Source organism: Arthrobacter terricola (assembly GCF_004354015.1).
Lineage (GTDB): Bacteria > Actinomycetota > Actinomycetes > Actinomycetales > Micrococcaceae > Arthrobacter > Arthrobacter terricola.
In genome coordinates this window covers 1-21400 of record NZ_SMRU01000034.1, presented here as the reverse complement: position 1 = coordinate 21400, position 21400 = coordinate 1, and the positions used below count along the sequence as shown (strand labels likewise).

At 62.3% G+C, this 21400-nt stretch carries 17 protein-coding genes and 1 pseudogene; 11 read left to right on the top strand and 7 right to left on the bottom strand.

The features are described from left to right. Positions 1-203 precede the first annotated feature (203 nt). The 8 genes and pseudogenes from E1809_RS21960 (at position 204) to E1809_RS21925 (ending at position 8445) form a co-directional block, all read left to right on the top strand. On the top strand, positions 204-911 hold the full coding sequence (locus E1809_RS21960; protein WP_235835723.1) for a TetR/AcrR family transcriptional regulator: 708 nt from the start codon (positions 204-206) through the stop codon (positions 909-911). Between the two features lie 32 nt (positions 912-943). Further along, the gene (locus E1809_RS21955; protein ID WP_133206376.1) at positions 944-2407 is read left to right on the top strand and encodes an APC family permease; all 1464 of its coding nucleotides are present in this window, start codon (positions 944-946) and stop codon (positions 2405-2407) included. Positions 2408-2520: 113 nt separating this feature from the next. After that, positions 2521-3519: pseudogene (locus E1809_RS27900) on the top strand (FAD-binding protein); the annotation flags it as partial. Next, positions 3426-3731, top strand: a complete 306-nt coding sequence (locus E1809_RS27535; protein WP_328591595.1) for a D-arabinono-1,4-lactone oxidase — start codon at positions 3426-3428, stop codon at positions 3729-3731. The pseudogene E1809_RS27900 and the gene E1809_RS27535, both read left to right, overlap by 94 nt. A gap of 31 nt (positions 3732-3762) precedes the next feature. Further along, positions 3763-4365: a hypothetical protein gene (locus E1809_RS21940; RefSeq protein WP_133206374.1), complete on the top strand. Its 603-nt coding sequence runs from the start codon at positions 3763-3765 to the stop codon at positions 4363-4365. A 20-nt stretch (positions 4366-4385) separates the two neighbouring features. Beyond that, a complete protein-coding gene (locus tag E1809_RS21935; RefSeq protein ID WP_133206373.1) occupies positions 4386-5399 on the top strand; it encodes a Gfo/Idh/MocA family protein in 1014 nt (337 codons plus the stop codon). A gap of 25 nt (positions 5400-5424) precedes the next feature. Then, complete coding sequence (iolG, locus tag E1809_RS21930) at positions 5425-6450, top strand: inositol 2-dehydrogenase (RefSeq protein WP_133206372.1); 1026 nt, start codon at positions 5425-5427, stop codon at positions 6448-6450. A gap of 339 nt (positions 6451-6789) precedes the next feature. Beyond that, on the top strand, positions 6790-8445 hold the full coding sequence (locus tag E1809_RS21925; RefSeq protein WP_133206371.1) for an APC family permease: 1656 nt from the start codon (positions 6790-6792) through the stop codon (positions 8443-8445). 200 nt (positions 8446-8645) lie between these two features. On the opposite strand, the gene E1809_RS21920 is transcribed toward E1809_RS21925, so the two are convergent. Next, positions 8646-8873 carry a hypothetical protein gene (locus E1809_RS21920; protein WP_133206370.1) on the bottom strand — a complete coding sequence of 76 codons (228 nt, stop codon included), beginning with the start codon at positions 8871-8873 and terminating at the stop codon, positions 8646-8648. Continuing rightward, on the bottom strand, positions 8873-9100 hold the full coding sequence (locus tag E1809_RS21915) for a hypothetical protein (protein WP_133206369.1): 228 nt from the start codon (positions 9098-9100) through the stop codon (positions 8873-8875). Before E1809_RS21915 ends, E1809_RS21920 begins: the two co-directional genes overlap by 1 nt. 514 nt (positions 9101-9614) lie before the next feature. Between E1809_RS21915 and E1809_RS21910 the strand changes: the two genes are divergently transcribed. Next, positions 9615-11762, top strand: a complete 2148-nt coding sequence (locus E1809_RS21910) for an amylo-alpha-1,6-glucosidase (RefSeq protein ID WP_133206368.1) — start codon at positions 9615-9617, stop codon at positions 11760-11762. A 1127-nt stretch (positions 11763-12889) separates the two neighbouring features. On the opposite strand, the gene E1809_RS21905 is transcribed toward E1809_RS21910, so the two are convergent. Genes E1809_RS21905 through E1809_RS21895 form a run of 3 tightly spaced genes read right to left on the bottom strand, consistent with a single transcriptional unit; the run spans position 12890 to position 16483 of the window. After that, positions 12890-14188: a M20/M25/M40 family metallo-hydrolase gene (locus tag E1809_RS21905; RefSeq protein ID WP_133206367.1), complete on the bottom strand. Its 1299-nt coding sequence runs from the start codon at positions 14186-14188 to the stop codon at positions 12890-12892. An 11-nt stretch (positions 14189-14199) separates the two neighbouring features. Beyond that, positions 14200-15534, bottom strand: a complete 1335-nt coding sequence (locus E1809_RS21900; RefSeq protein ID WP_133206366.1) for a cytosine permease — start codon at positions 15532-15534, stop codon at positions 14200-14202. Position 15535: 1 nt separating this feature from the next. After that, a complete protein-coding gene (locus E1809_RS21895) occupies positions 15536-16483 on the bottom strand; it encodes a DUF1177 domain-containing protein (RefSeq protein ID WP_133206365.1) in 948 nt (315 codons plus the stop codon). 149 nt (positions 16484-16632) lie between these two features. On the opposite strand from E1809_RS21895, the gene E1809_RS21890 reads away from it, so the two are divergent. Further along, positions 16633-17451, top strand: coding sequence for an IclR family transcriptional regulator (locus E1809_RS21890; protein WP_133206364.1), 819 nt, complete (start codon positions 16633-16635; stop codon positions 17449-17451). 3 nt (positions 17452-17454) lie between these two features. Further along, the gene (pepE, locus tag E1809_RS21885) at positions 17455-18183 is read left to right on the top strand and encodes a dipeptidase PepE (RefSeq protein ID WP_133206363.1); all 729 of its coding nucleotides are present in this window, start codon (positions 17455-17457) and stop codon (positions 18181-18183) included. Positions 18184-18554: 371 nt separating this feature from the next. Here pepE and E1809_RS21880 read toward each other — a convergent pair whose 3' ends face one another. Beyond that, positions 18555-19640, bottom strand: a complete 1086-nt coding sequence (locus tag E1809_RS21880; RefSeq protein ID WP_133206362.1) for an ATP-binding protein — start codon at positions 19638-19640, stop codon at positions 18555-18557. 742 nt (positions 19641-20382) lie between these two features. Next, positions 20383-21258 carry a nucleotidyl transferase AbiEii/AbiGii toxin family protein gene (locus E1809_RS21875; RefSeq protein WP_165962450.1) on the bottom strand — a complete coding sequence of 292 codons (876 nt, stop codon included), beginning with the start codon at positions 21256-21258 and terminating at the stop codon, positions 20383-20385. Positions 21259-21400 lie beyond the last annotated feature (142 nt).

The following is a 21400-nucleotide window of genomic DNA, read 5'->3' as shown; positions in this document are numbered from 1 at the left end:
CGGGCGTCGGCACCCTTCAACGAGACCGATCTTGGCGAACGGACGAACGTTCAGCTAAGGCGATCCGGGAAGCTCGTTCACCGACTCCTTCAGGACATGGCAGAAGGCCGCGACACACGCGACTCCTCGCCGTGGCCAACCCCAGGACCGTAGCCAGTTCCTGACTTAATGACTTACGAACGGTCGTTAGCTATCCTTGTGCGATGGATATCGGGGGTGACGTTGGAATGATTCAGGTACCGCGGGAGCGAGCGAACGCGGCAATTGCCGCCTTCTTACTCAGCCGCGACCGGCCTCCCCACACTCCTGCGCAACAACGCATCCTGGCTGCATTCTTGCGGCTGGCCGCCAACGGCGGACTCGAATCGGTAACCATGAGGACCCTCGGGCGAGAGCTTGGAATGAAGGCGCCCAGTCTGTATTCAAGCTTTCCGCAAGGAAAGGGCGAAATTGCCGCTGCGTCACTCCTGTCGTTCACTCACGACTTCGCCCGCGGGCTGCTCGCCGCAGCCAGTGACGCCGGATCAGCCGAGGAATATTGGGCGACCCTGGTGCGCTTCCACCTTTCACATCAACTGCTGCAACCCGAGTCTGAGCTGTGGGACCTCCTGATCGCCACAGACCGCGTCACGCACTTTCTCAGCGACGAGGTCCGGGATGAAGTCGGGGCGTTGGTTGGCTTCCACGAAGACATGTTTGCTGCTGCCGCAGAGGAAATGGGCTACAGCCTCACTACCGAGACGACGCGGGTGATTTTCACCCTTCTGGATGGGGTCAAACGATGGGGCGGGCGGAAGCCTGGGCAAGTGGAGTTCGCGAAAGTGCTGGACCGTGCCGTCACGCTGACCCGATCGATCCTCGAGCTGTCCCAGACTGGCACATCCCTGCCGCTCCAGCTGTCGATACTGTGAGTCGGCACTCATATTTTAGTGACGAGGATTACATGAGCAATACAACAATCGACAAACCAAAGGTGACGGGCTCCGCTCCCGAAAGCCGGCTCAACGGCAACATGGGGGTGGGCGAACTCGTGATGAACGTCCTCGCGTTCTCTTCGCCGCTGGCTACGGTAGCCGGAACCCTGCCCGTCCTGCTGATGTTCAGCGGCCAGACGGCTCCGGCCATCTACGTTCTGGTCACTCTCATGCTGCTGATCTTCTCTGTTGGTTTCGTGAAGATGAGCCGCAGCGTCCAATCGCCAGGTGGTTTCTACTCGTTTGTCACAGCTGGACTGGGTAAGCCAGCCGGCCTCGGCGGCGCCTTCCTTGCGCTCTTCGGGTACATTTTCATAGGATTCTTCGCCCCTTCATTCTTCGGAGTGACACTGCAAGGATTCGTCGTGAACACCTTGCACGGCCCTGAAATCCCCTGGTACTGGTACGGGCTGGCCATCATCGCAGTCACAACGGCCCTTGCCTACAACCGCATCGACCTTTCCGCGAAATTGCTCACAGCGGTAATGCTCCTTGAGGTGGCCATCATCGTCGTCTTCGATGTGGCGTCGTTCTCAGCCAAAGGACTCGACGCGGTACGGAGCGCAGGATTCGTCCCCTCATCGGCAACCAATGCGACAGTGGGTTTGGCATTGCTGTTCGCTGTGGGCAACTTCTTCGGTTTCGAAGCCACGGTCATCTATCGTGACGAGGTCAAGAATCCGGACAAGACAATCTCCCGTGCCACATACCTCGCCGTCGCCGGCATCGGCCTCTTCTACGCCATAGCTGCATGGGCCTTCATCGCTTTTTTCGGCCCGGACAACGTACAGGCGGCAGCATCAAGCGACACTGTGAATCTGTTCAACAACGCCGTAGGGGCCCTTGTGGGAAAGATCTTCGCGGATGTTACAACGATTCTCCTCATCACATCCGTGCTGGCATGCATGTTGTCCATCCAGAACATCGCAGCACGCTACGGCTTCTCCCTTGCGGCCGATCACGCAGTTCCCGCGTTCTTTGGACGCGTACACCCCCGGCACAAGTCGCCCTATGTTGCCGCAATCGCCATCGGTCTGATCTGGGCGGCGGCGACAGTGCTCTTCACAGTGTTGGGCGTCTCCCCGGATGCTCTGTATCCGATTGCCAGTGGCAGTGGGACATTCGCTGTGCTCTTGCTGATGTTCATCACCAGCTTTGCCGTCCTCGTGTACTTCCTGCGTCGCCGCAGTTTTGCCCCGGAGTCGGTATGGAAAACAATCGTTGCTCCCCTCATCAGCGTGGTCTTCCTAGGTGTGGTCACTTACCTGGCAATCGCCAACTACCCCGAACTCATTGGGGGTTCGGCCGAAATGACGGTCATTTTTATGAGCTTCACCTTCGCTTTGTTTTTCGGAGGAGTTGTCTACGCATTCTTCCTGCGCTCCCGGCGCCCGGACATCTATGTTCGGCTCGGCCGGCAAAAGATCGACTGACACAGGCCAATTCAGCTCCCCGCTTGGGGGCGGCCCTGATGGACAAGACGTTCCAGCAATGAACCATTCCCAAAGCGACTCCTAAAGCGTCGCAGGACCGGAGGTTGAACAACATGAGCATTCAAACGACGTGGAGTAACTGGGCCGGCACTCAAGGATGCTCACCCGAGGCGGTCGTCAAAGCAGTTTCTGTTGAGCACGTGAGCGAGATAGTGGCCGACGCAACCAAACGGGGGATCTCGGTCCGTCCGGTGGGGTCCGGCCATTCGTTTGCCCCGCTCGTTCCCACTGATGGAATCGTGCTTGACATCTCAGCCCTATCGGGCATCGTCCACATCGATCAAACCGCAAATCGGGCATGCGTCCAGGCCGGTACGAAAATCTCTGAGATCGGGGAACCCCTGTGGGACGCAGGTTTGTCCTTGAAGAACCAAGGCGCGATTGATCTGCAGACAATCGCAGGCGCCGTCAGCACCTCAACCCACGGGTCGGGACTGCAACTCACCGCAATGTCCGGGGCAGTCGTCGGTGCAGACCTGATAACTGCATCCGGCGAACAGGAGCGAATTGGCCCCGACGACCCGCGACTCCCGGCTCTCCGGGCCTCAGCGGGGATGCTTGGGATCCTCGTCAGCATCGATCTGCAGCTTGAGCCGGCGTTCAAACTAAGGGAATCGTTGACCTTCAAGCCATTTGCGGAAGTCCTGGACGGATGGGATGAAGCGAACCGTAACCACCGGCACTTCAGCTTCGTTCGTGGACCGATGTACGACATGTCCGCGATCCTGCCACCGTTGCCGGACAGCATGGAGGACCCGACACTAGTGCGGATCTACGACGCGGTCCCCGCGGAGGCGGAGGATGATTACACCCCGGCTTCGCGCCTCAACCGTCCGTACCGGATATATCCGGACCACTATCCGACACCGTGGGAAGAAGTGGAGTACTTCGTTCCCTACGACAAGGCTCACGATGCCTTCGCAGCAACGCTACCCGTCATGGACCGTTTCCCCGACGAATTCCCCATGGAAGCACGGACCGTTGCGCGGGACGGATCCTGGCTGTCACCCATGTACGGCCGCGACTCCGTGGCGATCGGCTTCTGCCGAACGAAGGGCGGAGAGAATTTGCCCTTTTCCACACCATCGACCACGTACTTTCCGAGTTCGATGCGAGGCCGCATTGGGGTAAGCAGCAGTACTTCCTCGCCCCCGATATCCTCCGGGAGCGCTACCCGCGGTGGGACGATTTCGTCGAAGTCCGGAGGAAGCTCGATCCCACCGGCACATTCCTGAACGCCCCTCTGCGCACGTTGTTCGAGTAGCAGTAACAGTTTTGAGGCAAGGACAAACGAAATGGAATCTACAGCCGCAGCATCCCTCGCCACCCGCTCGATCGTCGACGACAGGGAACTGACCCTCGACCTCGGCCACCATCGATGGCTCGCGCAGAATCCCCACGCCGTGAGCCACGAAGTCCTCGCGGCAGCCCATCGGGCTCTGCTCGGGCACCTCGAGCAGTCCGCCTCCGGAGCCCGTGTGCCTCGCAGTCCTGCCAGGGCCGGACATGTCGGAGAGCTCATCGCAACCCTGATGAACTACCCGAGGGAGGCACGGGTGATGGTCGAACATCGAGGACGCAGAACCTATGCCGGGCGCTGCGGTTCCTACAGGGGGTATCCGTATGAAGTTGCCATCGCGCCCGAAGGGCATCACCCCAGCACAGTCGACGAACTCGTCAAGGGCCTCAAGTCCCTCATCCGCAATGGAGTGACCGGCTATGACGGCAGCAACTACTCGGTGCGAAGGCTCACCGCAGTGTGGGTATCCACGCCGGAGGAAGCCAGCCACCAGCACGTGGATCGCATCTATCTCGACGGCTCCACAGTCGTCATCACTACAGTCCCCGAAGAGCCCTGGACCCCTCCCGGCCTCAGCAAGCCCATCCCCGGAACATAGAAAATTTGAAACGAGAAGGTATGACACTGCGAATCGGAGTCATCGGCGTCGGAATGATCGGCCAAGACCATATCCGCCGACTGACAGAAGTCCTCTCAGGAGGCCGCGTCGTGGCCGTCAGCGACGTCGACCATGACCGGGCCCGGAAGATTGCCTCGGCCCTGCCCGGCTGTACCTCGCACGTTACTGGGGAGGAACTGATCGCCGACCCGAACGTGGACGCCGTCGTCGTGACGACTTGGGGTCCGACGCACGAGGAGTTCGTGCTCGCCGCTATCGAGGCAGGCAAGCCCGTCTTCTGCGAGAAACCGCTCGCCACAACCCGCGAAGCATGCGAACGGATCATGAGCGCCGAGTCCGGGGCGGGGCAGCGACTCGTGCAAGTCGGCTTCATGAGGCGGTTCGACGCCTCCTATCGCGCCCTGAAGGACGCCGTCGATTCAGGCCGCATCGGGGCAGCCCTGATGATGCACTGCGCACACCGCATGCCGGAGGCCGCACCGAATTACACCAGCGAAATGGCGATCACTGACTGCCTCATCCACGAGATCGACCTCGTGCGCTGGCTTTTCAACGATGAGATAGCCGCTGTCCGGGTGCTAAAGCCCCGAGGCAACAGCAACACCCAGGAGGGAGTCGACGACCCCCTTTTCGTGCTGATCGAGCTGGGAAGCGGCATCCTCGTCGACGTCGAAGTGTCAGCCAACATCCGATACGGCTACGACATCCGCGGCGAGGTTGTTGGCGAGAGCGGAACCGTTGCGCTCGCCGACAACACCGACGTCGTCCTCAAACAGGGCGCGCACTACAGCGGCCGCGTCCCGAGCGATTGGCGTGAACGCTTCATCCGTGCCTACGACATCGAATTCCAGGAGTGGATCGACAACCTCGCGGCGAACAAGCCCCCCGCTGGCCCGACGTCCTGGGATGGATATGCGGCTACCGCCGTCGCCGACGCAGCCATCGAGGCGATGCGCACCGGCAACCGGAAGACGGTCATGCTTGCGACGAAACCCGACTTTTACCAGGACTAGAAGCGATTCTCGAAGGAGACATTTCATGAGGCAGAATCCCATGCGCTTCGGACTCATCGGGACCGGCCGCATCGGCCAGGTCCATGCCGCGAATATCGCCGCCAATCCGGCGGCGGAACTGGTCGGAATAGCCGACCCGTTCATCGACGGTGCAAAGTCTGTAGCTTCACGCTTCGGCGGCACCGTGACCGACTCGCCGGAACAACTTATCCACTCCAGGCAGTTGGACGCCGTGTTGGTGGCGTCCCCGACACCCACCCACGTCGAGCTCATCGAGGCCTGCGTCGACGCGGGCCTTCCTGTGCTGTGCGAGAAACCGATCGATCTGGACATCGTCCGGGTAGACGCGCTGCGCCCAAAAGTCGCAGCAAGCGGCGTCCCCGTGGCGCTGGGCTTCAACCAGCGCTTCGACCCCAGCTTCGCGCGCGTGCATATGCGGGTGCTGGCCGGGGAGATTGGAGAGCTTGAGCACCTCTCGATCGTCAGCCGGGATCCTGGCCCACCGCCCGCGTCCTACATCGGGGTGTCGGGCGGGATCTTCCGTGACATGACCATCCATGACTTCGACATGGCGCGCTTCTTCGTCGGCGACATCATCGAAGTGAGTGCTACCGGGGCCCGGCTGTTCGACGCGGGCGCCCGCGAGCACGGCGACTTCGACACGGCCGTGGTGACCTTGCGTGCTGCCTCCGGCGCAATCGTCACCATCACGAACTCAAGGCACAGCGCCATCGGCTACGACCAGCGCCTCGAGGCATTCGGGGCGCTCGGCATGCTCCAGGTGGGAAACGCGCAGTCCAGCCTTGTGAGCTATTCATCCGCCTCATCCGTTGAAGCAAGGGACCCTTACATCGAATCCTTCATCGAACGGTACACGCAGGCATACGCCCTCGAGCTCGATGAATTCATCAAACTGGTGCGCGGTGGGCAGTCCAGTAGCCCAAGCTTCGAAGACGGACGGGCTGCCCTGATGATCGCCGACGCCGCACAGCGCTCGGCAGAGGAAGGCATTGCCGTGTCCATCGCAAGCGCGCTGCCCATAGCCAATTAGCGAAACGTTCCCGTTTTCCGGCGCGACGTCAGGCGCTGCCAGCGGCCAAGATTCCAGGGTCCCGGAATCTTGGCCGCATCCGTCTGTGCAAGTGCGCCGGTGGATGCGGGGCTTGGCTTCGAACGGGCTCGATATCGGGTGTTCCATTCTGGCACATAGGGGTCGACGTGATGTGGATCATAGTTGTTGCACACGGGTGAATCCGGGCCTCCGGAGCGTCGCCCGGCACGATGACCGTAGGTGTTGTGCCGGATCCAACGAGGGAGTTGGTCGACTACCAGCGGCAAGCCAAATTCATCCCGTTCATTCGTGGTCTATCTATCGAGGACGAAGGATAAAATGACCGAAGCATCATCAAAAGAATCGCGGAACACCATGGATAGGAAATCCGCCACAAACTCTCCGACGCCCGCAGCGGCACAGTCCGCTGAAGACCAGCAGAACCGACTCACCGGCAACCTGGGGACCGTCTCGCTCGTGCTGAGCGTGCTCGCGTTCTCCGCGCCGATCGTCACGGTGGCCGGCTATTTGGCCTTCGCCATCGGCTTCGTCGGAGAAGCCGCGCCGCTGGCGTGGATCATCTCGACGATCGTCCTGATGGTCTTTTCGATCGGCTACATGACAATGACCCGCCACATCCCCAGGGCGGGCGCGTTCTACGCGTACATCTCGCTCGGCCTCGGTCGAGTGACCGGCGTCGGCAGTGCCTACCTCGCGACCATCTCCTACCTCGTCAACTGCGCCGGAATTTACGGCTTTGCGGGTGTGACGATTGGGTCATTGGTGACGAGCTTCGGCGGACCCGCCCTGCCGTGGTGGGCATGCGGCGCCGTCGTATGGATCATCGTCACCACCCTTGGACATTTCCACATTGACCTGTCGGCGAAGGTCCTGGGCACCGTGATGGTTCTTGAGGTGATCCTCGTCGGCATCTTCAACGTGGTGACCCTTGCAAAGGGCGGCTCGGAAGGACTGTCGCTTGCGCCGCTCAACCCGGCCCACTTCATCAACGGCGGTACCGGCATCGCGCTCTTGTTCGCACTCGGCAACTTCTTCGGCTTCGAAGCGACTGCCCTCTACCGAGACGAAGTCCGCAAGCCGAACAGGACGATTCCCCGGGCTACATACCTCGCAGTCGTCCTCATCGGACTGTTCTACGCGCTGTCCGCGTACACCCTGATCGTAGCGTTCGGATCTAAGGCGCAGGCTGCCGCCACCGACGGCGCCGGCACAATGTTCAATGATGCGCTCACCCGGTTCGTCGGTCCAGGCGTCCTGCAGATCACGATGGTCCTGGTTACGACGTCGGCAGTGGCCTCTGTGTTGTCCGTTCACAACGTCTCGGCACGCTACCTGTTCAACCTCAGCGCAGACCACGCTCTCCCGAAGTACCTCTCGGTCGTGCATCCACGGCACAAGTCCCCATATCGTGCATCCCTGACTGCTGCGATCGCCGTTGCCGTCATGCTGGCGCCGTTCGCCATCACTTCGGTCGACCCGGCCTTCGTGATGGGTGCGGGCAGCGGTATTGGAACTGCCGGCGTGCTCATCCTCATGGTCCTCGTCAGCCTCGCCGTTTTCGTGTGGTTCAAGCGGACGGGTGTTCCCGCCGGAGAATCCCCATGGAAAGTTTTCGTCGCACCGATCTTCTCGCTCGTGATCCTTGGTGCGGTTGTGGTGTTCGCGATCGCGCGCTTCGACCTGCTCGTCGGCGGCGAGCCAGGCCAGAACCTATGGATGCTGCTCGTGCTTGTCGCGTTCGTCATTGCCGGTTCCTCGGTCGCGCTCTACTTCAAGCGATTCCGTCCCGCTTGGTATGCGCGTCTTGGCCGGGCCACGGACGCCGAGGTGGAAGCCGCCGTTTCGAGCGCTTCGCCGCATGATGCAAGCCTCGCGATCGCTTCAGTCGCGGAGACCGAGAGCGAGATCGAAAACGTACTCGAAGCTCAAGACGCACACGAGGCAAACCGTCGTCGCCTCGGAACCAAAGCCTGACCTTCTGAGGGGCGTCCGGGTCATTCCCGGACGCCCCTCCAGCAACTCCGGGCGATCATCGAGACCCACCTGGTGGCGCCCCAACCCGATGAATTCGGGCTGGGGCGCACGGTTGTGTTCGCGATAGGGGCACCGGTTGGATAACGCCAAATCCCCCTAGGAGAAGCAGCGTTCTCCTAGGGGGATTTCGGGGATTTCCTTCAAGCTTCGTTGTGCGGGTTCTCTGCGAGGCACTCATAAATTATTCCGACTGGGATCTCGTCGCTTAGTTCGATGCTGTAGGAAGCTGCGCTATACCAAGTGACTTTGACCCCCCGCGACCCGCCGCGGGATGCTTCGGCCTGGACGTAGCACTGGGCTTCGGTGGTGACCGACGTTCCCCCGTTGTTGTGCAGAAGGGTTTGGGGTTCCGCCGCTGTGACGAACATCAGTGCCTTCGAACAAAGACACCGTCCGACTTGAGGAATGTCTGTGTTTCGGATTCTTCGTCGCCGATCCACAGGACCCCGCCGCTGCCCGAAACTTCCTCAACGCGACCGCGCGCAATCACTTTTGCGTTCCTCACGATATTGACGAACTCACCGCTTTGAAGCTCACGCCAATCGGACAATGCCGCGTCCGTCCTGCGTTGCTTGACTACTTCTCGAGCCTTCATTTCCCTCACCTTGCTTTTTGCTTCAGGCGACTACTGCCGCGATGTCTGGCCAGATGCCAGCAGTGAGTAGATCTGCGGGGGAGACTTCGAATCGGGCAGGATGCGCAACCATGGGCTGAAAACGCCCGCTCGACTCTGAGCTTGGCTTGGCCTGCACCGATTCGCAGCTCGACGGATACACCGGAATTGCTTGCTCGCAATCGGTAATAGCCCGCAGCCATTCGCCGTGCCGACCGTGCGCGAGCTTCCGGTTCATCATTGCAATCAACTCACTAACCTGATTGGCCTATTTGGTCTCTTCCAGAATCGGCCTTTGGCAACGGGACAAAACGTGTCAGTTTGATACACCAGATCCCGGCCAGCATTGCCCGGGCACAGGGATTTCCGGGAGTAATCACGGGTCTGGAGCCAGCACACCGAGAAGCGTAGAGTCGGCTGATCCAATGAACAAGGCCCCGGATCGCGGGGCATGGACCGTCAGAAGTAACGGCGTAACTCCGCGGAGGAGCTTGGTATGGCTGGGTGGAACGCAGATACGGCAGCCGCGCCTTTGAGCGCGGCGGTGACACTGCTGGAAGGTTCAAATTTCTGCATCTCGTCGGCTAACGGGGACATTCTCCCGGAATACCCTCACGGCGTTTTTTACGAGGACACTCGGATCCTGTCCCGCTGGATCCTGACCGTAAACGGGCAATTTCTTGAACCGCTGGCGAAAGAGAGCAAAGAGCCCTACAGAGCACTCTTTGCCGGTCGTGTGCCACAATCCGAAGGCGTCACGGCGACTCCCCTTATCGTTGAGAGGCTTCGTGAAGTCGGCATCGGAATCCAGGAGCGGATTACTATCCGCAATTATTCGATGAAGCCGGTCGAGTGCACTGTGGAAATGGCCTTTGAATCGGATTTTGCTGATCTCTTCGAAGTCAAGGAAGCCCGGATCCAACGGCGCTGGAAAGAAACCCGGGAACTGGACGGGGGCTCGCTTGTCATCCGGGGCACCTGGCAGGACGTCAGCAAGGCTGTCGTTATCACGGCAGACCGCGGCGTCCTGGCAGCTGAAGCCTTGACCTGCAAGGTGACCATCCCGCCGCACGATCACTGGAGCACTCTGCTCGCCGTGGCGCCGGCCACGGATGGTGCTCCCGCGTCGGAGACCGACGCGCGCCCGGAGACCGACGCGTTAACGCCGCGTGACCGTCGTCGACGGGAGTGGGTGGCCAAAATCCCTGTCCTGCAGATGGGCAACCGCTCGATCGAGCGGACCCTGCGACGTAGCTACGACGATTTGGGCTCGTTGCGGATTGAGGATCCCGGACACCCAAACCGAATAGTGGTGGCGGCTGGGGCACCATGGTTCATGACTCTGTTCGGGCGGGATTCGCTATGGGCTTCGGCAATGGCGCTCCCCGTGGACCCCTCCCTGGCCCTCGGCACGTTGCAGACACTTGCCGACCGCCAAGGAAGAATAGTGGACCCAATGAGCGAGGAAGAACCCGGCAAGATTTTGCACGAGGTCAGGCTGGACGTTTCAAGCGCGCTCGCTCTTGGCGGTAAGTCCACATACTACGGCAGTGCAGACGCCACGCCGTTGTTTCTTATGGTGCTCGGAGAGGTGAGCCGTTGGGGTTTTGCCAAGGAAACCCTTGCTGCGTTGCAGCCTAACGCGGACCGCGCTCTGGACTGGATTGTGGATTACGGGGACACAGACGGGGACGGTTTTGTCGAGTATGAGCGCCTTAACGATCGGGGATTGATAAACCAAGGTTGGAAGGACTCCTGGGACGGAATCAATTTCGCTGACGGAACATTGGCTGAGCCTCCAATCGCTCTCTGTGAGGTGCAGGGTTACGTCTATGGCGCCTTCCTTGCATCCGCCTGGATGGCGTACGAAACCGGCAACTTGGCCAAGGCGGCCGAGCTGCGGGATCGTGCCGCGCGTCTGAAACGGCAGTTCAACGAACGGTTTTGGCTGCCGGACAAGGGCTACTATGCCGTCGCGCTGGACAAGGATAAGCGGCCTGTCGACGCCTGCGCCTCCAACATGGGCCACTGCTTGACAACGGGAATCGTTGATAAGGATAAGGCGCCGTCCGTGGTCGAGCGGCTAATGTCCCCGAAGATGTTCAGCGGTTGGGGAGTACGCACTCTTGCTACCGATATGGGTGCCTACCATCCGGCGAGCTACCACAACGGTTCGGTGTGGCCGCATGACAATGCGATCATCCAAGTCGGGCTCATGCGCTACGGATTTGTGGCAGAGGCTCAGCGGATCTCCATGGCGTTGCTTGAAGCTGCGGAATTCTCGGACGGGCGTCTTCCCGAATTGTTCTGCGGCTTCAGTCGGGAGCAGTTCACCGAGCCAGTTCCGTATCCGACGGCGTGCTCACCCCAGGCCTGGGCAGCGACCGCACCGATCATGCTTGTAACAACGCTGATGCGATACGACCCGGACGTTTCCCTACGCGGAATATGGATGGATCCGGTACTCCCGGAGTCCTATGGAGATCTGCACATCAGCAACGCGCCGATAGGCGATGCTCGGATCACGATAGACATTTCCGGGTCTGCTTTTTCTGTGCAGGGATTGCCCGACGGAATGACTGCGCGTCGGGGGTACCTGCCATGGGTGGGAGATCTTATGGAACAGGAACGGCCTCAGCTGTAGATTGCCTAGCTCGGGCTGCCGGCCCAGGCGTTGCTGGCGGCGGCGACGGTAAGCCCGTAAGGCACGGCTACACCGACAGAATCCAGGGCGCACCTCTCGATATCCAGTGTCTCTCAGTCATGCAGCATCGGAGATCTTCAGCCATGAAGGACAAGTGAGAGTTGGACGAGTCCTCTGCGGATAGGAGGAATGTGGTGGCTGAGCATGGTGCAGGACACAGGTGGGTTGGCAATTATTGGGCGGACGGGCATTGCAACCGACTCACCTTTAACTCACCTTAATGAGCGACAATCAATGACAAATCAACGCCTGTCGTTGACCGCAAAAACCCCGAGAATCCGGGCGAAAACGACCAGAAACGAGGCGCACAGAGGCACTCGGGCCTAAAGCGGGGGTCGTCGGTTCGAATCCGACAGGGGGCTCTTAATTCGGCTTTGACCTGCGGTTTTATTTTCGAAGACACCAGTCAGGGCGCGTGTTTCTACCGGTTTTGTCGGTTCAGATCCCCACAATGTGGCCCTGACCTGCGGGTTTGGTCGCCTCGGCCGCTGTTTTTCGGACTTTTGCGTGCGGGACTCACCCTTAACTCACCTTATTCAGAGGTATTGCGGTGGCCGTGCTCCCAAACGTCGGCGCAAATTTCGTGGACCGATTGATGCCCTGAATCCGCAGACGGACTGCAAAGCATGCCGCGAGACATGATGAGGGGCGAGATGACTTTGGAAGACGCCCGCAGCCTAGCGGCGTCCGCGTGATTCCGGGCGGTGGTTATTCGGACTGCAGGGCATGCGGTGTCTCATAGGTCTGTTGTTTTCTATGGGCAGCTCTTCACGTACGCACCCACTGCCAGTTGGCTAATCGGTCAATATCGCGCTAACTACGTGCGAGCTGAGAGGAAGCCTCCTGCCGCAAGAGGAACCGGCTGAAGTGGAGGATGGATGGCGGAACCAGGGCCGATGTTCAAAGCAGTGACACTACCGGGGGCGATCACCGCGGTCTGGGAGCTCGCCTGCGACCGGGCCTTGAGTAATAGGCCCGATCGCTGATGCCTTCGGGTTCGCCTCGCGCCACAACCGCGGTGGGCGAGCGAATGGTCAGGAGGCTCAGCGGTGCGGCGATTTGATGGGTCAGGAGGTGAGTGCAAGTTTTCCGACCACGCGGACACCGAACGTGAGTCCGTCGAGCGGGACGCGTTCGTCGACGCCGTGGAAGAGTTTTCCGTATTCGAGGTCGTGGGGCATGCGCAGGGCCTTGAACCCGTAGCAGCGGATTCCGAGGCCCGTGAGGGCTTTTGCGTCGGTGCCGCCGGGGTTGCAGTACGGGGCCGGGTGCCCGTCGGGGTCCTCGGACCGGATCGCCTCGCACATGGCGTCGACGAGCCTTCCCTCGAACGGTGTCTCCATTGCGATGTCCTGGTGGATGAACTCCCGCTTGACGCCATCGGGGAGGAGCCCGTCGATCTCGGCAAGGAGCGCGTCTTCCTGGCCGGGCAGGAAGCGCCCGTCGATGCTCGCTGTTGCCTGTCCGGGGATGACGTTGGTCTGGTAGCCGGCTTCGAGTGTCGTCGGATTGGCCGAGTTGCGGGTGATGACGTCGAGGAGCTGGTGGCCCGCGGGGCCGAGCCGGTCGAGCGTGGCCTCGAGATCATCCTCGTCGAACTCGACGCCGCGCAGGGCCGCGAACTCCCGGGCAAGGGTCCGCACGGGGTCGATGAGGTGGAGCGGGAAGCGGTGCCGGCCGATCGCGCTGACGGCCTCGGCGAGTCGCGTCACGGCGTTCTCCTCGTTTGGCGAGGAGCCATGCCCGGCCCTCCCTGTTGCGACGAGCCGGAGCCAGGCCTGCCCGCGCTGGGCGTTCTCGATCGGGTAAAGTCGCCGCGCGTCATCGACCGGGAAAGAGAACCCGCCGCCCTCTCCGATTGCCTCGGTGACGCCCTCGAAGAGGTCGGGCCGGTTCTGCACGAGCCAGTGGCTGCCGAATTTGCCGCCGGCTTCCTCGTCGGCGAGGAACGCGAAAACAAGGTCGCGTGGGGGCGTGGTGCCGGTGCGGGCGAGTTCGCGGGCGACTGCGAGGTATACGGCGACCGTGTCCTTCATGTCGATCGCGCCGCGGCCCCATAGGTAGCCGTCCTTGATGACGCCCTCGAACGGGTCGACGCTCCACCCGGATGGGTCGGCGGGAACGACGTCAAGATGGGAGTGGAGCATGAGGGCGCCCCGGCTCGGGTCGGCGCCGGGGATGCGGGCGAAGACGCTCGCCCGGCCCGGCGCGGATTCCACGAGCTCCGCGGCGAGGCCAACCTCCTCGAGCTTTGCCGCGATATAGCGCGCGGCCTCGAGTTCGGTGCTCGTGGGGTTCGAGGTGTCGATGCGGATGAGGTCCCGGCAGAGGCAGACGACCTCGTCCTGGGCTGTTGCGAAATACATGCTCGCCTCTCCTAATGCGTCGGAACGGGGTTGTTGTGAGGTGCCGCGGAGGGCTCCATTGCAACGAGCCGGCTCGGCCGGACGAGCCCGAGGAGGGCGAGGACAGAGTAGAGCACGAGGGCCGTGACGAGCGAGTTGATGGTGGGGATGCCCCACGGGACGAACTTGCCCACGCAGAACGCGATGGCCCATACGACGAGCGAGGCGGGAACCCACGCGGCGACCTGCGCTGGCATGGCGCCGGATTCGCGCGTGTCGTCGAGCGGCTTGCGGAGCCTGCGGACGAACCAGTACTCGGCCACGATGATGCCGCCCACAGGCGGGATCGCCACCCCGAGGAGCGAGAGGAAGTCCTTGAAGTGGTCGAGGAAACCAATCGCCGAGAGGGCGGTTCCGAGGATCCCGATGGCCACTGTGATCACGCCGCGCTGGACCTTCTTTCCGAACACGGTCTGGACGAAGTTGGCTACGCCGAGCGAGCTGCTGTACAGGTTCCAGTCGTTGATCTTCGCGGTTGCGAGGATCACGATGATGAGCCCGATGAAGCCGGACGAGCCGAGCACGATCTTCGAGACGTTGGACGTGCCCGCCGCGTGGCCGAGGAGGACGCCGGTCATGCCCACGATGTACTCGCTGAGGATCATGGAGCACGAGCTCTGGGCCATCACATGCCAGGCCTTGCGGTTGAAGCGCGTCATGTCCGGGCTCGTGATCGCGCCCGTCATGTAGCCGCCGGCGATGATCGTTGCGGCCGCGGGGATCGAGATCGCGGCTCCCGCGGGTGGCATGTTCACGAGGTCCGGGATCGAGTGGTGCGAGAGCTCGTTCCAGATGCTGAACGCCACGAGGCCGAAGAACAGCGGCACGGCGATCTTCGCGAGCCACATCATGATCTTGAACCCGTACATGACCAAGAGAGTCAGCGCCAGGCCGGCCAGGATGCACCAGAGCCATGAGGGCCCGCCGACGAGCGCGGTCATCGATGTGCCGAAGATGCCGTTCTGTACGCCGAACCAGCCGATGAGGCTCACGGCGATGACGAGGGAGACGAGCGTGGAGCCGTTGCGTCCGAAGCCGGCGAAGCGCGTCAGGAGTGTCATGCTGAGGCCTTCGCGCTGTCCTGCCGCGCCGACGGCGAAGATGACCACTTCGAGGATGACGGCGCCGAGGGTGAAGGAGAGGAAGGCGTTCTGGAAGGTCATTCCGAGGCCCAGCGTCGCGCCGAGGACGAACTGTGAGAGCGAGCCTGACATCGCGAGCCATTGGAGGAGCATCGAGAAGAACCCGAACCTCTCCGTGCGGGGGACTCGGGAGAGGGAGTAGTCGTCGCGTCCGATCTTGGCCATGTCAGGCTCCCTTCGAGCCGAGGGTCTGCAGGTGCGCCATGGACCCGTAGAGGGCGACGAGCTCGCGGTACTCGGCGTCGTCGTGCAGAGTGGTGCGGCCGGCGCCGAAGTCCTTGGCGAGTTCGACGGCGAAGCGGGCCGCCGCGGCGATGTCCGCCTCGTGGCTGGCCCCGGTCGCGCAGCCCGGGACGGGGATTCCGGCAGTGATGGCGAGACCGACCACGGGAGCGTCGGTTGCCGTCGCCGGCTGCAGGATCGAGTTGATGTGGTACACACCGTTACCATACGGCGTGATGTCCTGCATCGTGATCGGGTAGGTGACCACGGGCTCACCCGTCACTACGCCCAGGATGCGCACCAGATCCTCGCTCACGCGCAGGATGTACCCCGACTTGACGGTCGGCGAGAGGGCGACGCCGCGGTGGTTGATGATGCTGTTGCCCTTGGTCGTGTCGATCGAGAGGACTGCGTCCATCTCCGCCGTGACCTCGTGCGAGTTCATCGTCGCGAGGTCCACGGGGGAGTCCATGAACGCGACCGGCTCGTGGGGGCGGGTCGGAGCGTCCGGGCAGACGTGCGTAGCGATGACCAGGTCGCCGTCGAGGATATCCCCGCGCTCGTACATGGTGAGCAGCTTCGCAGCTGCGGCAAGCGCGGCAGCCGCGCCGTCGCCGTCGGACGTGAAGCCGATGATCTCGGGGCGCGCGCCGACGCCGCCGAGCCGCCCGATGATGCCGAGCGTTGGCGCCGTCCCGCCGGAGGATTTGCCGTGGCGGCCGGGAATGAGCACGCGGACGAAGTCCGTCGAGCCGGACTCGCTCTCGACGGTCTCGACGTGGATGGTCGGGGCGGGAGAGGTGAACAGGCTTTCGAAGTACTTGGCAACGGTTCCGCCGTCGGCGTGGGGGCTGTCGAGGAGGTCGACGACGTCAAGGACGTGCTTGAGCATGGGGATCCTTCGTGAAGAGCGGAAGTCGGGGGCGCCGTCCGCGGGATCTGCGCCGAACCCGCGTCTTGGTGCCATGTGTCCACGATCACGCGACTGTGGCATAATTAGCAACGATTTCCCGATAATCGCAACATGGAGGAGAGGTGAAGATGACCGTGACCCACGATGTCGGTTCGTTCGCGGACGACAGGGCCACCCCGGACGGTCTCCTGCAGACGGCCGACCGCGCGCTCCAGGTGCTCCTGCATTTCGATGGGCTGCGTACGGAGTGGGGGGTGACCGAGGTCGCGGAGGAATTCGGCTTCAACAAGTCGATTGCCCAGCGCCTCTTGGCAACCCTCGCGCACCGGGGCTTCCTCATTGCGGACCCGGACACTCGCCGGTACCGGATCGGGCCCTCGGCGATGACGCTGGGCCACGCGTGGGAGCGCTCGGGCTCCCTGCGCGCCATCGTCGATCCGATCCTGCGCGAGCTCAGCGCCCGGACCGATGCGACCGCGATTCTCGCACTCCCGGACAATCTGCACATGCGGGCCGTCGCCGCGGTCGACGGTTCAAGCGGGCCCCTGCGGGTATATCCTCTGGTCGGAGAGCTGTACCCGGCCCACGCCGGGGCTACGAGCAAGGCGTTCTACGCATATCTGCCGGCTCAGCAGCGACAACTGCTGTTCGCGGGTCGGCCGATCGCTCGCTTCACTGATCGCACCGTAACCGACGCCAGCGCCTTGGAGGCCGAGTTCCTGCGAATCCGCCAGCAGGGATATGCGTCAACGGTCGGGGAGTACGACTCGCACGTCGCGGTGGTCGCCGTCCTCGTCTCGGTGCGCGGCGAGCCGTACGGGAGCCTGAGCCTCGGGGGACCCGAGGAATCGTTCGTCAACCCCGAGCAGCACGTCCCCCTCTTGCGCCACGCGGCGCAGCAGATCGAAAGGCGGCTCACCGGCCGCCCACGTACCCGAAAGGACTAAGACATGGAACTCATGCTCTTCTCGAACTCAACCGTCAAGGGCCGCGGCTACCTCGAGCACGCCGCGGACGTGCTCGCCGAGTACCTCGGCTCCGCGCGCACGCTGCTCTTCGTGCCGTTCGCCGGCGCGGACCACGAGGCCTACACGGCGCTCGTCGCGGACGCGCTCCGGCCGTACGACGTCGAGGTCACCGGACTGCACGCGGCCGAGGACCCGCTTGAAGCCATCGAGCGCGCCGATCTGGTGTTCACGGGCGGCGGCAACACGTTCCGCCTCGTCAAGGAGCTGCACGAGCGCGGGCTTATGGGCCCTCTCTCCCGCGCGGTCCGGTCCGGCACGCAATACATGGGCTCGAGCGCGGGCACCAATATCGCCGCCCCGAGCCTGCGCACCACGAACGACATGCCCATCGTCCAGCCGCCGAGCTTCGAGACCCTGGGCCTGGTGCCGTTCCAGATCAACCCCCACTACCTCGACGCCGACCCGACGAGCACGCACGCTGGGGAAACCCGCGCCGATCGCATCCGCGAGTTCCACGAGGAGAACAGCCTGTCCGTCCTCGGGCTCCGCGAGGGCACATACCTCCGCGTCATATCGGACGACGGCGGTACCACCTCAGCGTGGATCGGCGGCGATGCGGTTGGCACGCCGGCGCCAGGTCCGGCGGTACTGTTCCGGCGGGGTTCAGGACCGGAAGAGGTCTGTGGCGACGTGAGCTCCCTCTTCCGCTGACCTGGGGGCGCGAGCGACACCCCGGAGGACGACCACTCAGGTCGCAGCGTCAGCGCTCTGGTGTAGACAATTCGCCGCGCCGTATGATGCGCGACGCCGGTCGAGAAGAGGCAGCCCGGAAAGAAATCCGACAGGGCGTGAGAATCAGCGCACCGAGGATGGACAGGTCGGCCCACGGCGCAGAGGCCAGCCGCTGCCCGTCCGATCACCGGTGATGACCCGGCGGTGGGCTTTGACTCACTCCCCATGATGGAAAGTGTAGGGAGTTCGCCGAGCTCGCGAAGTGTCCGGGGTTCGGTAGCTTCGTCGGTTTGTCCAAGGTTCTTTCGACAATTGAAGTGTCCAGTCTGATTCAGCCGAGGTTTGGGCGGTTATTGCCTCAGGTAGTCGCGTAGCCCGGGAATGGCGAAGTCGACCTTGCCGTATCCTGCCGATTCAATCAGCCCCGCCGCTATCAATCGGTTGCGGTACTTGGATACGAGGCTGGGTTTGGACTTGATGATGTTCCCGATCTGGGCAGCGGTTGATGGGCCTTCCTGCTCGGCCATGGCGTCGAGGAATTCGCGGTCCTTGTCTGAGATGTCTGAGAGGGCGGACTCCACGACAACCAGGGCGTTCCGCCGCCACGCGGCTGCGATGGCGCTGCGGACACCGGCCTGGTCAAGTTTCGAATGTGCCCTCTCGGCCTCCATCCAGAGGTAGTAGCCCACGAGTTGGATGAGGAAGGGGTAGCCTTCGGTGGCCTCTGCGGCTTCGTTGATGAGTTCCTGCGGGACGTCGATGTCGCCTTCGTTGAAAAGTTCTTTGTAGGAGGAGGTCACTTCGCCGATGGCGGCCTCGTGGAGATTGATCCTGTCGGCCCGGCGAAGGAAGGTCGCGACGCCTTCGTTGAGGAGGTCTGACACGGCCGAGGGCAGGCCGGCGAAGATCAGCCCGATGGGCAACCCGTCACGGATGAAGTGCTGCACGTCGGCTGCGAGCTGGGAAATTTCGGTCCGGTCCACGGCATGGATTTCATCGATCGTGATCACGAGGCCGGTGCCTTTGCTATCCAGCAGTCGCAGCAGTTCCTCTCCGGTGCGGCGCCAATCCGGGATCCGCTCCGGTGCCAGTTGTGTCGTCACGCCGAAACCGGCGGCTGAGAAGGCGGTGATTTTTCGCGTCGGAGGTCCGTCTCCGAGCTCGTCGAGCAGCCGGAGCATGTCATCGCCGACCTTGGCCAGGAACCCGGGGTTGGCCGTCCGGGAGATCACCGCCCAGCCATGCTCCCGTGCGATCGATTCCGCTGCGCTGAGCATCACGGTCTTGCCGATGCCCCTGGACCCTGTGATGATCGTTAGCAGCCCGGGCGCTCCGGAACCCTGCCGGAGACCGTATTCGAATTCGTCCAGGAGCCCGGCCCGTCCCACCAGATCCGGAGGAGTGGCGCCCGCTGTTGGCTTGAAGGGATTTTGCACGGAACCTCCACAGGTAAAAGTAGGTGAAACTGGTGAAACTGGTGAAACTTTCGCCAGCCTAGCATCCCGCTGACCTCCAGTTGGCGGATCTTGGACGGGTTTTGGGATTCGAGCCGGCCGATCTCGTCTTTGACGAGGGGAGGGCCGCTAGATGAGTCCTTGTCCTGCGCGCTTCTCATGTGCTCGTCGGGTCGGACCAAGTCATGAGTTATTGGAGATCGTCAGCTATGAAGGATAGTTGGGGCCGCTGAGGTTCTCTCAACCGGCAGGAGGAGGTAGTGGGTGGCCAGGGTGACGGACGCGGGTCGATCGGGCATTACTGGGGGACCCCATTGCAACCGACTCACCTTTAACTCACCTCAATCAGCAACAACCAATGACAGATCATCGCCTGACGTTGACCACAAAAACCCCTAGAATCCGGGTAAAAACCACTAGTTTCGAAGCGCACAGAGGCACTCGAGACTAAAGCGGGGGGCGTCGGTTCGAATCCGACAGGGGGCTCCGATTGTGGGTTTGACCTGCGGGTTTAGTGCCGTGCGTGGATGGTAAGGGGCCAATTCCAGCAGCGGTTCGGCGGGGTTTCTCGGTCTGAATCCCATCGCGTATTGAATTGGGGCGCTGACCTGCGGTTTTGATTCGGTAGGCGGCACGGAAGAGGTCGATTCCCGCTCGGACTCACCTTTAACTCACCTCAATCAGCGCTAGGCCGCCGACATTAGGCGCCGGCTTCCCGTGTGGCCTATGACCAGGACCGCGCGTCGGGACTCCACCGGTGGTGGTGTTCGACGGAACCGTCGAACACCGGTTCAATGAACGTGAGTACACGTTCAACCTGCGCATCGAGGTTCGGGTCGCAGAGGTCTTCCACTTTGAGCTTTCTGCGCCACGCAGCCCATTTCGCCTGACCGGTCGCACCGTAACCGTCCATCAGGTCGCGGAGCGGCCCGAGTTCGGCTCCACGGTGCGCGGCGACCTGCTCCGCCGCTTCTCTGAGGTCCGCGGCGTCGAACTGGAACCGGTCGGACAGGATCGCCACGTCCAGCAGGTCTCGCCATCGCGTGCTGGTGGTGCCGCGCTGGAGCATGGTGACGGTTTTCTCGGCGATCACTGTCACCAGGGGGTGGCCCTTCATCTTCACCGTTCCGCCGAGCAGCGACGGCAGTTCGATCTGTTCGGGCTCGGGCCAGATTGGGTCGCCGGTGCTGATGTCGAGTTTGATGGTAATTCTTGCCCGGCCCAGGACTGCGGGCAGTGAGACTCGCAGTCCGGTGTACTCGTCTTCGTCGCGGATCTGTTCGATCTGCATGGACGCATGGTCGAATACCAGGCCGTCGTCGACGACGACGTCGCAGACGGCTTTCACCACTTCGGTGACGTGATCGACGTCGAGTTGGAAATCGAGTGCCTGCATGTCGACGTCACGGGTCGGGCGGCGCAGCGCATGGGCGGACAGCAGGACGCCACCTTTGAGGCAGAAGTCCTCTGCAAATGGCGAGCCTGCCAGGCGCGCCAGGAAGCGTTCGAGACCGTAAAGGGTGAAGATCTCGTCGGCGGGGCGCTTTCGGTCCCGTGCAACCCTCTGAAGCTTCAGGTAAACGGTCGCAGCTGCCGTCACAGGAGGATCTCCAATGCCTGGCGGAGCGGACCCTTGGAGCGGGGGACCGACGATGCGATCTCCATAAGCAGTGCCGGCTGGGATCCTGGGCGCTTGAGCCAGTTGCGAAGCGCTTCGATTCCCGTTCGCTTCGATTCCCGTT